10 protein-coding genes are annotated in these 12,179 nt (G+C 60.5%); 7 read left to right on the top strand and 3 right to left on the bottom strand.

Annotation, left to right across the window (positions count from 1 at the left end; translation table 11 throughout):
• Positions 1-655: 655 nt before the first annotated feature.
• The 3 genes from JI744_RS18585 (at position 656) to JI744_RS18575 (ending at position 3,226) form a co-directional block, all read left to right on the top strand.
• Positions 656-1,639 carry a replication initiator protein A gene (locus JI744_RS18585; protein ID WP_236019555.1) on the top strand — a complete coding sequence of 328 codons (984 nt, stop codon included), beginning with the start codon at positions 656-658 and terminating at the stop codon, positions 1,637-1,639.
• A gap of 180 nt (positions 1,640-1,819) precedes the next feature.
• The gene (locus tag JI744_RS18580) at positions 1,820-2,647 is read left to right on the top strand and encodes a polysaccharide pyruvyl transferase family protein (protein WP_202662679.1); all 828 of its coding nucleotides are present in this window, start codon (positions 1,820-1,822) and stop codon (positions 2,645-2,647) included.
• Between the two features lie 18 nt (positions 2,648-2,665).
• Positions 2,666-3,226 carry an acyltransferase gene (locus JI744_RS18575; protein WP_202662678.1) on the top strand — a complete coding sequence of 187 codons (561 nt, stop codon included), beginning with the start codon at positions 2,666-2,668 and terminating at the stop codon, positions 3,224-3,226.
• Here JI744_RS18575 and JI744_RS18570 read toward each other — a convergent pair.
• A complete protein-coding gene (locus JI744_RS18570; protein ID WP_202662677.1) occupies positions 3,223-4,464 on the bottom strand; it encodes a glycosyltransferase family 4 protein in 1,242 nt (413 codons plus the stop codon). The genes JI744_RS18575 and JI744_RS18570 overlap by 4 nt on opposite strands.
• Between JI744_RS18570 and JI744_RS18565 the strand changes: the two genes are divergently transcribed.
• Positions 4,456-5,691, top strand: a complete 1,236-nt coding sequence (locus JI744_RS18565; protein ID WP_202662676.1) for a glycosyltransferase family 2 protein — start codon at positions 4,456-4,458, stop codon at positions 5,689-5,691. The genes JI744_RS18570 and JI744_RS18565 overlap by 9 nt on opposite strands.
• A 77-nt stretch (positions 5,692-5,768) precedes the next feature.
• Here JI744_RS18565 and JI744_RS18560 read toward each other — a convergent pair whose 3' ends face one another.
• A complete protein-coding gene (locus JI744_RS18560; protein ID WP_202662675.1) occupies positions 5,769-7,448 on the bottom strand; it encodes a LamG-like jellyroll fold domain-containing protein in 1,680 nt (559 codons plus the stop codon).
• A 242-nt stretch (positions 7,449-7,690) separates the two neighbouring features.
• On the opposite strand from JI744_RS18560, the gene JI744_RS18555 reads away from it, so the two are divergent.
• The 3 genes from JI744_RS18555 to JI744_RS18545 all read left to right on the top strand — a co-directional run bounded on the left by JI744_RS18555 (position 7,691) and on the right by JI744_RS18545 (position 11,344).
• Positions 7,691-9,112: a right-handed parallel beta-helix repeat-containing protein gene (locus tag JI744_RS18555; protein ID WP_202662674.1), complete on the top strand. Its 1,422-nt coding sequence runs from the start codon at positions 7,691-7,693 to the stop codon at positions 9,110-9,112.
• 109 nt (positions 9,113-9,221) lie between these two features.
• Positions 9,222-9,482, top strand: a complete 261-nt coding sequence (locus tag JI744_RS18550) for a spike base protein, RCAP_Rcc01079 family (RefSeq protein ID WP_202662673.1) — start codon at positions 9,222-9,224, stop codon at positions 9,480-9,482.
• On the top strand, positions 9,482-11,344 hold the full coding sequence (locus JI744_RS18545; protein WP_202662672.1) for an SGNH/GDSL hydrolase family protein: 1,863 nt from the start codon (positions 9,482-9,484) through the stop codon (positions 11,342-11,344). The genes JI744_RS18550 and JI744_RS18545 overlap by 1 nt, the downstream gene beginning before the upstream one ends.
• A gap of 6 nt (positions 11,345-11,350) precedes the next feature.
• Here the strand turns inward: JI744_RS18545 and JI744_RS18540 are convergent, their stop codons facing one another.
• Entirely contained in the window at positions 11,351-12,157 is an 807-nt protein-coding gene (locus tag JI744_RS18540; RefSeq protein ID WP_202662671.1) for a hypothetical protein, read from the bottom strand.
• Positions 12,158-12,179 lie beyond the last annotated feature (22 nt).

The raw sequence follows: 12,179 nt of genomic DNA, 5'->3' as shown, positions 1-12,179 counted from the left end.
CCGATCAGGTCATCGCGCCCCCGGCCGCAAGCCTCGGCGATGCGGGCAAAGCTGGCGGTGTCGGTGGCATCCCCCAACTCGGCAAGGGCCGCATCAGGCTGAATGTTGAAATAGGGGGGGGGGGTGTCTTCCGACATCGGAAACCGGCCATGTGCTGTGTTTTTTTGAAAGTATCACAAAACAGCGCACATGGAAGGGAAAGCCACACATCGGTCCGGTTTCTTTTGATTTTCTAAGCAAATTCAATCGGTCTCAAGGTGATCTGGCCTGTCACAAAAGGGCGTGGCCAAAAAAATCATAGTTAGATCCGGTTAATATGTAAGTTACAGGAGGAAGGGCTTTCACAGAAGTCCTGATTTTTCAGGGGCTTTCGCAGCAGCTTTTTGCCTCCTGTGACTCTGAAACCCCGATCCTGCGATTCCCAAACCCCGATCCCGCGACTCTGAACCCCCGATGGCTTCCTGCCTTCGGACTGGACGCATCCTGTGGATAACTTTACCCTGCCCGTCAATGAAACCACGAAACGAGTCGGCGCCCGATTCCACAGCGGAACATCGGGAACGCGGGCCGAGAGGGCAGAGGCAGGCGAATGGCGGCAGCGGTATCTCCCGCGCGCGGCAGGGCTTTTGGCAGGGCAGGGGGCGCTGTGACCGGGCTGTTGCCCGACCGGCACCCGACGGCCGATTTCTTCGTTTGTGACATCTTCGACGCGCTGCCCAAGGGCGACCTTGCCTCGATGGAACATCCGATGTTCTCGCTGGGCACCAAGCCCGATCTGCGCATCCTGTCCTATGCCCATAACGGGGCGGAGATCACCATCACGCCTTCGGTGCGCGGGCTGGCGACGATTCATGACAAGGACATTCTGATCTATTGCATCAGCCAGCTGATGGCCGCGATCAACATGGGCCGGGCGGTCAGCCGGGTTCTGCACCTCAAGGCGCATGACCTGCTGGTTGCCACCAACCGCGAAACCAGCGGAGACGGCTATCAGCGCCTGCGCGAGGCGTTCGAGCGGCTGGCGGGCACCCGCATCACCACCAATATCGTGACGGGAGAGCTGGAGACCACCACCGGCTTTGGCCTGATCGAAAGCTGGCAGATCGTGCGCCATACTCGGGCAGGCCGGATGGTCAGCGTGATGGTCACGATCTCGGACTGGCTGTTCCGCGCGGTTCTGTCGAAATCGGTCCTGACCCTGAGCCGCGATTATTTCCGGCTGCGAAAACCCCTTGAGCGCCGGGTCTATGAGATCGCGCGCAAGCATTGCGGGCGCCAGCCCGAATGGCGGGTATCGGTGGAAACGCTGCTGAAAAAATCCGGCTCGGCCAGCCCGCGGCGGGTGTTTCGCAAGATGATCCGCGACATGATCGAGGCTGACACCCTGCCCGATTACCGGCTGGAGGAAGAGCCGGGCGACATCCTGCGCGTCACCCCCCGTCGCGCCCCGCCTGAAGCCCTGCTGGAGGCCCCTCTCCTTTCGCCCGACACGCTGGACGAAGCCCGCCACCTTGCCCCCGGCTGGGACGTCCATGCGCTCGAGGCCGAATGGAAAAGCTGGTGGCTGGAAACCGGCCGCCCCCGCCTGCGCGCGCCCGACAAGGCTTTCCTGGGCTGGGTCAAGGTGCGGGTGGGGTGATTTCTGCGGTGCAGTATCTGGCCGCGGCGGTTATGGTGGCCACAGAATCCCTTTCCTGACGCGAGCAAAGCCTTGGATCTGTATTATTATCGTTCATCCCACGGCAATTTCGGCGATGATCTGAATACTTGGATATGGGATGAGCTGCTGCCAGGCTGGCACGAGGCTTGGCCGGACCACATGCTGATCGGGGTGGGTACGCTGATCAACAATGGTTTGCCACGGGGCATGCCCAAGCTGGTGGTGGGGTCTGGTCTTGGGTATGGCGATGTGCCGGATTCTGGGCTGATGGCCGAATGCCGGTTCGAGGCGGTGCGCGGTCCCCGCTCTGCGGCGGGTCTGGGCCTGTCGCCTGACAGGGGGATCATAGATCCAGCAATCATGCTGTCGGATTTTTCAGAATTTCAGGGGCTACCCCGCGCCGAGCGCCCGATTTTTGTCCCTCATGAAGCGTCTATCTACCGTAATGACTGGGCACGGCTGTGTGCGGCAGCGGGGGTTGATTATGTTTCTCCTAGCGGGGATGCCAAGACGGTGATCCGTAGGCTTGCGACGGCCCCTCTGGTGATTGCCGAATCCATGCACGCAGCCATCATTGCCGATACGTTTGGCACGCCTTGGCATGCGGTTTCCATCTCTCATCGGTTCAATGGGGCAAAGTGGCTGGACTGGTCTGAGAGTGTGTGTGTGCAACTGAAGATATCGCCGCTCTATCCCATTATGGATCGGATAGCGCGGATCGTGCCAAGAAAAGCTGCACCTGCTGTTGCGCGGCAGGGCCGTGTTTATGTGGATGGCGCTGCTGCAACTCCGAAGCCGGTCGGACCGGCACGAGGCAGCAAGCTGCCGCTGCGTCTGCGCCTGCGGATGGAGTTGGAGGCCTTGCAGACCCCCTCTGCCTTGCGGGCATTTGTCGCCAGACCGGGGCAGCTCAGCGACCGGGCCGTTCTGGAGCAGAGCAAGGAACGCTATCGCGAGACATTGCGCCGTGTGCGTTCAGGGTTTTGAAGCCAGAGGACATGACAGGTGGAAGAAAAGGTACATAAGGCGCGTCGTAGCAAGCTGAAGCGTTTGACGCGGCTGATCCTGTCGTTCCTCGATCCGCGCGCCTGGGCCCATGCGGTCAAGGTGGTCAATTACTACAACTACACCCATGTCAGCGAGCTGCGCAAAGTCACCAAGGGGCAAAAGCTGATCATCAGCCCCACGGCCAGCTTTGCCAACGGCCAGAACATCACCCTTGGTGACCGCTGCCGCATCGGGGCCAATTGCTATCTGTGGGCCGGGCCGGGACAGGGGCGGATCATTCTGGAGCCCGATGTGATGCTGGCGCCAGGTGTCATGATGTCGGCGGCGAACTATCGGTTCAACGATGGCAGTCCTGTCACCGATCAGGCGATGAAAGAGGCCGACATAACCATCGGCCGCGATGTCTGGATCGGCTATGGCGCGGTGATTCTTGCCGGGGCGCAAGTGGGGCAGGGGGCCATTATCGGCGCCGGTGCCGTGGTGCGCGGCAAGGTCGAGCCCTTTGCCATTCTGGCAGGCAACCCGGCCACGACTGTGGGTACACGCCGACAGCCTTAACGCTTGGTAAAAACCCGGTCATAGGCGGCCAGCAGATGCGGCACCGAATGGGTCCATGACAGCGCGTCAAACACGCGCTTGCGGCCCAGACGGCCCATCTCGCGGCCCATTTCGGGGTCTGCGATCAATTCGGCGATTTTCGCGGCGAAATCCAGCGGGTCATTGGCCCGGGCGTAGAGGGAGGCCCCCTCGGCCGAAGCGCGGCCTTCGGTCAGGTCGAACTGCACCACCGGCTTTTCCAAGGTCATGTATTCCATGACCTTGTTCATGGTGGAAATGTCGTTCATCCCGTTTTTCGGATCGGGTGAGACGCCGATGTCGATCGAGTTCAGCATCCGCAGCAGGTCTTCGCCATATTGCGCGCCGGCAAAGGTGAAATAATCGGCCAGACCATGGGCAGCCACGTCGCGTTCCACCTCGGCCTGATGGGGGCCAAAGCCCACGATCACCACATGCAGATCGGTCAGGCCCATCTTGCGCACCAGATGGTCAACCGCCTGGATCAAGAGGTCCAGCCCCTCTTGCTGGCCGATCACGCCGACCCAGCCAAGGACAGTTTTTGCCCCCTTGCGCACGACCGGATCGGCGGGGCGCAACTCAAATTTCTCGACCTTGGGGGCCGAACGGACGACGAAGACATCCTCCGGGCGCATATGGCCGCGGGTCAGCGCGATGCGGCGGAAACTTTCATTGGTGGCGATGGAGACAGAGGCACAGGCAAAGGTGATCCGCTCCCACCACAGCATGACCTTGTAGAGAAGGCCGCGCTTGTTGAACTTGGCCTCGAACAGTTCGGGGCAGACATCGTGATGGTCGAAGAGATACCGCACCCCCGAAAGGCGATAGCGCAGCGCCAGAAGCCAGATCAGATCGGGCGGGTTGCAGCCATGAAGGACGTCAAACCCCTGCTCGCGCCGCACTTTGCGCGCCAGCCGGAACATGTGCCACAGCGCCAGCCCGTATTCCACGGCATAGGCCTTGGCGCCGGCATGCGCCTCGGGCGGTTCGGGATAGCGGTAGATATGGACGCCGTCGATCAGCTCATATTGCTTGTCCCAGCCGCGCCCGGTGGGGCAGATCACGCTGACATGATAGCCGTGCTGGGTCAGGGTGGTGGCTTCCAGCCAGACCCGGCGGTCCAAGGGCACCGGCAGATTTTCCACCACGATCAGAACACGCCGCCCGGCCCCTGTGGCCGCGTTCAGCTTGTCCTCCGCGGTCTGGTCGCCTTGCTGCATGCCTGTCGCCTGAAAATTCCTTCGTGTCATAGGCCGTCTTGCCATGTTCCGCGTCAACCTGAAAGGCTTTGGGGTGATGCTGCATCGGCGAAAGCGGTATTTTGCAAAGAAACTGGCCGCATCGCCGCAAGGGAAGGCGGCTTTGTTTCGCGTGCGAAACAGATTGTTGCTGCAATGCAGAAGATGGCGGCGCGGCCGTGCAGACGGGTTACTTGGGTCCGGCAGGTTAAGCTGCTAGCCTTCGCTTTGGGAAATAGGAAGGTTGAGACAAGGGCGATGTCAGAACCCATGATTTCGATCATTATGCCGCTTTACAATCGCGGCTGGTGTGTCGCCGACTGCATCGAAAGTATCGGCCTTGGACCTGCCGGTGCCGAACTGATCATCGTCGATGACGGGTCAAAGGATGATTCCATTCCACGGGCCAAGCAGGCTTTGGCCCGATTGAACCAGTTCGCAAAAGTAACGCTGATCGAGCAGGGCAATGCGGGGCCCAGTACCGCCAGAAACCGCGCTGCCGCCGCAGCAAAGGGGGAGTGGCTGGTGTTTCTGGACAGCGACGATCTGTGGTTTCCATGGACCTTGCCGACACTTTTCCAGATATTCTCTTCCGTGCCGTCAGAAGTTGACCTTGTCTTCTTGCAGGGCCGCAATTTTGCAGAGACGTCTGAACTTGGCGGCATCCTGCCTGTTGACGCCATAACCCAGGCTCACCCAAGTTTTGTCGATGCAGTTCGGGCTGTCCCGGCCATGCGCTATGGTGCCTGCAATGCCGCAATCCGGCGTGCTGTCTTTGCAAGGTTGGGCGGGTTTGCGGCAGAGTTACGCTGTATGGAGGATACCGATCTTTTCCTGCGCGTGCCTGATGCGGTCATGACGATTGCTGCCCCGGTTCTGGCCGCTTTGCGGCGCAGCGGTCATGAAAGCCTGTCGGGAAACGTGAAAGAGGTTATCAAGGGTTTTCATTGGCTGGTCACCAAGGCAGCCGAAGGCCGTTATGTCGGTCGTCCAGAGGCAATCCGCAGTTTTCTTGCCGGGTCTTGCGCCTATTCGATCCGCACGGCCTTTGCCGCCGGATACCCCGCGCAGGCGTATCGGATGTATCTGCGGAATATGCGGCTTCTGGCAAACTCTCGCACACGCAAGCACCTTGTCAGATTGCCTCTGACACCTCTGCTACATGCCTTGAAACCCGCCGCTTACCCCTACCGGAGACGTCCGAGCTAAGGCGTTTGCGATTGCAAATAAGGACTCCCGACCCATGCGATGTAACGGGTCGGGACTGTGAAGAGCGTGGCAGCGGGTCAGTAGGTGATCGGGGTCGCCAGATCGTGGCTGTGACGCAGGGCTTCCAGTGTTGCAAATTCGGTTGGCGTCAACACCGAGTCATAGACTGACAGATTGCTGATCGTGCCGTCGAAGAAGGACGCAACCTTGTCGGTTGTTCCTCGGGTGCTTTGACCATTCACCCCACCCAGAACCAGGTATTCGCTGTTGCCCGACAGATCGAGATCAAAGGCCGCTTCGCCCACCTGGCTTCCATTTACCCACAGCTTCACCTTCTGCTCGTCAAAGGTGATCAGGACATCATAATCCGTGTTGGCCTTGATGCCGGTTTTCGACAGGGTGATTGTCTGGCCCAGATCATTTTCGGCACACAGGATCAGTTTCCCATCCTTGATCCAGACCGAGAAATCATCGTCGTAACCAATCGCGCCTTTCGAGATGATGCCGCGCGACCCAGCAACCGTATCGGCATTGAAGTTTACATGGATCGAGCCCGTGTCGATATCCATCGCCTTGTTGTCAGCCAGCTTCACGACCCCGGATTTGGTGCCGCTGAGTTCATAGGACGTGTCGAGGTGATAGACAGAAGTGGGCCCCGCGGGTGTTACAACGGCTGGCGCCTCCGCCTGCTGGATGGGCGTGGCGGTTCCAAAATGTTCCAGCAGAAGATGGGCGAGGCGGTCTTGCGCCCCAAGCCCTGTTCCGAAGTCGATGGCAGAGCCTGCAACAGGGACAAAGTTTTCCCAAGAGGTTCCGTTTGTGCCATGAAACAGCGAGGGCAAATCGGCGTTGCGGCCATAGAAGTAGTTATCAGTGACAACCGAGGCCTTCGTCTCGTCCAGGATCATCTTGGCCACATTGCCTTCGATGATTGTGCCAGAGTTGTTCATGCCGGCCTTGTCAACCAGCCGGATGATTGCTCCGCCGTCGCCTACGCCCGGAATAAGGGTATTGTGGCGCACCACGACATTCTGCTGCCCGCCGTTGATGTAGATCGAGTTGGGTGAGTTGACGTTGATCAGGTTGTCTTCGATCAGGATGTTCTTGTACCCGCCTGCCGCAGGATCCGATACAAAGATGCCTTGCGCCATCACTTCGCCGGTCGAGGGGTTATCGTAAAGCAGGTTGCCGCGGATAATGATGTCGTGCGGGGTGATCCCGTTGCTGGCAAAAAACTGAATCAGGTCAGGGTGCGTTCCGCTGAGGGCAACCGTGTCGGAGAGAACATTGTTCTCGACCAAGCCATTGTAGCTATTTCCTGTGATCCGCATCACATCCGTCGAGACATTGCCGAAGGTGCTGTTTGTGACGGTAAAGTTCTGGATCGAATTCAGCAGGATGCTGTACTGCCCGCCTGTCGCGGTGACATTATCCACGACAAGGCCGTTCACATCACGGAAGTTGAGGATGCTGTTTGACGTCGAGTTCGTCAGGGAGATCTGTGATGAGGATGAGGCTGCAAAACTGTATTGCAGTTTCAGGCCATCAAAAGCCAGGTTGCTGGCACCGTTGAGGGTGATTTTCGCGAATGTCGCCCCCAGGGGATTTTCCGCCTGTATGGTGACTGCCGAAGAAAACTGGTTCTTCAGGGTGATATCGCCATAGCTTCCGTTCGCGAGCAGGATGGTGTCACCACCGCTTGCGGTTTTCAACGCAGAGAGAAGTTGGGTCTGGTTAGAGACCTTGATTGTAGCCATCGCTGGTAACCCCCGTAAGCAGCGGCAGGAATTCATCTTCCAGGCAGAGGTTGCGCATCTTCTAGGCGCTGTCGCGGCAGGACGATGGTTGCCAACCGCTCAACTGCGCGGAAAACGCCGTATTTTTGTCTGGATTTCCGAGAAGTCCGTTACCCGTGCGCGCGGCATGACCTTCCAGAATGGAAATCTATCGATCTCTATTATAGTTTATATTTATCAATAAGATAACGTATCTTCACGCTTTGCTGGCGTTACGCATACGGGGCTACGGAGATGGCAAGAGCATAGATAAATGCAAAAGGATCATTGTATTTCTATCATATTGGAAGCGGTACTATTGGGCGAAAATCCGCGCAAAATCTGTAGTTGCGCGGCGAATCGAATGCTTCCCAACCTTGCAGATTGTGGCTGACCAACGCGACTTTCTGGGATTTTCAGTTCTCATCGAACCGGGGTGTGCTACTTTTTGCCATCCCCTTGTCTGGTCAATATTCCCGATGTCGCATCTGCCCATTCTTCGCTGCCTATGCCTCAGCCTTGCTCTTGTCCTCCTGCAAAGCCCGCTGTGGGCACAGGACCACCGTGTCAGCACAGCTGATGAGCTTGTCATCGCCTTGCGGGAGATACAGGGTGGGACAATTGTTCTTGCTCCGGGCCGGTATGGCGATCTGGTGCTGCGGGACCGGAGTTTCAAAAACCCCGTTACGTTGCGGGCCGAAGTTCCGCGCAAGGCGATTTTCGGGCAGGTGCGGTTGATGAACAGTTCAAATTTGCAGTTCGAAGGTATCAGGCTGGAAAAGCAGTTCCGCGTCGAGAGCAGCAAGAATATCGCCATCCGTGGCTGTCTGTCCGACAACATGCTGTATTTTCGCAATGTCAGCCATCTGCGGATTCAGGATTGCGATATTTCGGGTGGGCAATTCGGGGTGATTTTCAACAGTGTGGCCGATTTCGAGATCCGGCAAAGCCGGGTCGGCAAGGTGTCGGAGGATGTCATGCGCGTCACCGGGGACAGCCATGACGGCCTGATTGAGGGCAATATTCTTGATGACGTGATCTCTTATCCCCCGACGCATCCTGACCTGATCCAGATGTTCGGGGCCCAGGGCAAGACGCCAGCCCGGATCACGATCCGCCGGAACCTTCTGCGCGATGACCATGCGACAGGGTCTCCGAAGCGGACAGCACAGGGCATCTTCGTGTCAGATCCGGCGGGAGGGGGATATCGGGATATTCTGATCGAGGAGAATGTTATCAACACGCGTTCGGCCAACACCATTTATATCAATGGCGGTCAGAAGAACGTGGTGGTGCGAAACAACACCCTATTGCCGGGGGTGGGGGATGGCGGAGCCATCATCAGGTTGGTCGGCAAGGCGCGGCAAAGCAATTCCGGGACCAGTGTTGAAGAGAACATAGCCAAGCAGATCCTGGATGAAACCAAGGATGCGCGGGTCAGGCAGAATTACCTTTACGGCCGCGGCGCAAAAATTCCCGCCCTCTTCTCTGGCACTGGCACCCGCTGGCAAGATTTCCTGCCGGTTCTGGGCACCGGGCCGGACAAGCCGGGCCTTGGCGCGACGGGGTTTCTGCGCGAACTTCTGGCCGCCCAAAAGCCCGGCGCCAAGGGGGGGCCGCGCCTTGGGCCGGACTGGTCCGAATAGGCGTTGCGCTGTCGCAAGGGGCAGCGTGCGTTGGGGTAGGGGGGCGATTACCCCTGTTCCCTAACCTTGCCGCCAATCGCCCATCCGGGCGGCGGACAAGGACACAGCCATGCCTGACAGATTCCAGAACACCGCCGGCGGCATCAATGCGCCGGCCATTGCCGCCTTTGCCGTCACCCCCAGCGATACGCTTGATCTGGCCGAACCGGTGCGGCAGGTCACGCTGAACCTGGGCGGCACTTTGCGCTGGACGGGGCGGGACGGCACGGTCAACACCACCGCCGCGCTGCCTGCCGGTTCCTATGCGCTGTCGGCCACGCGCATCCATGCCACCGGCACCACGGCCACCGGCATCACGGGCTGGGTCTGATGCGGATCGGTTTTGGCATCGGCCTTGGGCGGCCGGTGTCGGTGGCGGGGGTGGCACCCCTTTCCCCACCGACCCTGACGCTGACCCTGACCCCGGCGACACCTGCGGTGGGGGACCTGGTCACGATCACGGGGATCGCGGGCGGCAACCCGGCCCCCACCGATTTTGCCAGCCTGTCGCTGACCATTGGCGGCACGGCAGTGGGGCTGGCGGGCAGCGGCCTAAGCCGGACCTTCGTGGCCCGCGCCGGGGCGATTGCCGCTGCAGCCTCGGTCACCACGACCGAGGGCACGGCCAGCACCACTCTGTCGGGCACGGTTGCCGCGGGCCCCACGGTGGCCACGATCAGCGGGTTCGGATCCTCGACAATCGAGGGTGACGGGGCATCAGGCACGGCGGCCTATGCGCTGAGCCTGATCGGCGGCGCGATGGGGGCAGGGACCATTCGCAACAAGGGCATTGCGGGGACGGTGCTGCAAAACAGCCTGGCCTCGGGCGGGGTGCCGCTGGCCAGCAATGGGCGCGACAGGTTTGTTGCCGACCTTTTGGGGGCGAACAGGTCGGACCGGCTTTATATCCTCTATGGGGCCAATGACCTGCGCTATACCGGGGCGCCTGCCACGTTCAACCTTGCGGGTTTTGCGACGGATATGCGCGAGGTGATGAACGGCCTGCTGCGGGGCGGCTATGCGCGGGGCGAGATCGTGATCGGGTCGCCGAACTGGTATCCTGATAGCACCTATTCAGTGGGCAGCGCGGGCTTCACCGGGTCGAACCGGACGATCCATGAGGCTTATGTGAATGAATGTTTGGCAATTGCCACGGAATATGGCGTGGCCTATGCTGATGTCTATGGCAAGTTGCGCGATCTGGGCGGCGTGGCCCTGATGAGCGCGGACGGATTGCATTGCAACGACGCGGGCCATCAGGTGATTGCCCATGCCTTCCTGACCGCCGCGCAGGTGAATGCACGCGCGGCGGTGACTGTTGGGGCGGCCAGCGCGCCCAGCCTGCAAACCCTGTCGCTGGGCTGGACCGCCGTGGCAGGGGCCATCAGCTATACCGTCGAGGCGGGGCTTTCGGGCAGCTATGGCTTTGCCCAGACCGCCACGGTCAGCGGCACGACCAACAGCTTTACCGGGCTGGCGGCGGGGGTCTATGTTGGCCGTATCCGGGCGAATTTCGCCGATGGAGCAGGGCCATGGAGCTTTTGGGCCACACCGGTCACGGTCAGCGATACGGCGCCCCCCGCCCGCACGGTGACAGGGCAGGACACGTTCACCGGCAAGGTGGCGGGCACATTGGTCGAGGCGCTGGTGCCAACGCTGGGCACCTGGGTGCGCCACGCCAGCAGCACCGGAAATGCTGCCATCACCTCGGATTCCGTGGCACTGCGCGGGCCGGGGACGACCAGCCAGTTCTGCGTGGCGACCTTGGCCAATCAGGCGCTGGGGGCGGGGGTGTTTGTCGAACTGGATTACAAGGTTCTGACCAACAATGCGCAACTGACCAGCTATGGGGTGGCGCGGGCCTCCTCGGCTGATCTGACCTTTCTGGCGGCGGGCTATAACGGTTCGGCCTGGCGGATTCTGAAATATGTGGCGGGCACGGCGACGGTTCTGGGCACCTATACCTTTGCCGAAAGCGTGGGCGCCCTGCCCACCATGCGGTTCGAGGTGGAAACCGGCATCCAGCGGCTTTACCGCAACGATGTGCTGGTGCTGACGACGACCGAACCCGACAGCGGGCTTGGCACCACGGGCACCGGGCTTGGCCTGCGGATCGGGGCGGGCACCACGGCCTGGACCTCGGCCAATGGGGCACCCTACACCGGCATAAGGGTGGGCCGGCTGGGGGCGTAAGGCGGCTTAGAGCAGCGAAAATTCCTGGCGGATTTTCGCAGTCAGCGGGCGATAGCGCGCAACGCGGCGCAGGCCATTGATCGGGTGGTGCAGCAGATGGGCGGGTGGGGTCATTGTGGCAAAGATGCCCGCCCCGGTGCCGATGGCCGATTGCGGATCGCCGATCCGGTAGACTGCACCGGGAAAGGGCAGGGGGGCCAGCGCATTTCTGGTCTTCGCCAGATCGGGCAGGTTGAACAGATGGCTTCCCAGCCGCCGCTTGATGGCGGGAATATCGGGGGTCCCCTCGGGGGTTTTGAACGCGCCAAGCACCCCGCGCCGGATCATGTGAGAGGTGCCGCAGGTTTTGTGCAGCCGGTGGGTCAGATAGACCCAGCGACCCCCGGAATGCAGATAGCCTTGCGGAAAATACCAGCCCGCCGCCGCCCGGTTGCGCAAGACGAATTCGGCCAGCCGGTTGCTGACGAAATCGTCGTAATCGACCGGCATCACAAAGGCCTCAGGCGGGACATCCCGGACCCCTTCATGGATGCGTAAGCCCTTATCGCGGCGGATTTCGTCGAAATAGGCCTCGGGGTCGGTCCGACGATCGGGCAAGACCGGGGCCGGCAGGTCGATGAAGCGGGCCACGCAGCGTGGTGGCAAGGGTGGCAGGACCGAACCATGGCTGGCCACCAGCCGGCATTCCCAGTTTGCTGTCGTCTGGGCCGAAATCGAGGCCAGCGTCTGGCTCAGGTTGCGCTGCACCACGTCCCAGTCGCGGATCGTGGCGTGGTGCCGGATCGGTATGACGAAATAGAGACTGCAATCCATGATATGCCCCGGCATTTTTGCC

The organism is Fuscibacter oryzae (genome assembly GCF_016765795.1).
Taxonomy (GTDB): Bacteria; Pseudomonadota; Alphaproteobacteria; order Rhodobacterales; family Rhodobacteraceae; genus Fuscibacter; species Fuscibacter oryzae.
This window is presented reverse-complemented; position numbering and strand designations above follow the sequence as displayed.

What these genes read in the sequence shown, in the direction of transcription:
- JI744_RS18560 (WP_202662675.1), bottom strand. Translation starts at nt 7,448, where the DNA reads ATGGCTACAATCAAGGTCTCTAACCAGACCCAACTTCTCTCTGCGTTG.
- JI744_RS18570 (WP_202662677.1), bottom strand. Translation starts at nt 4,464, where the DNA reads ATGCAGCAAGGCGACCAGACCGCGGAGGACAAGCTGAACGCGGCCACA.
- JI744_RS18580 (WP_202662679.1), top strand. Translation starts at nt 1,820, where the DNA reads ATGCTGATCGGGGTGGGTACGCTGATCAACAATGGTTTGCCACGGGGC.
- JI744_RS18540 (WP_202662671.1), bottom strand. Translation starts at nt 12,157, where the DNA reads ATGGATTGCAGTCTCTATTTCGTCATACCGATCCGGCACCACGCCACG.
- JI744_RS18545 (WP_202662672.1), top strand. Translation starts at nt 9,482, where the DNA reads ATGCGGATCGGTTTTGGCATCGGCCTTGGGCGGCCGGTGTCGGTGGCG.
- JI744_RS18550 (WP_202662673.1), top strand. Translation starts at nt 9,222, where the DNA reads ATGCCTGACAGATTCCAGAACACCGCCGGCGGCATCAATGCGCCGGCC.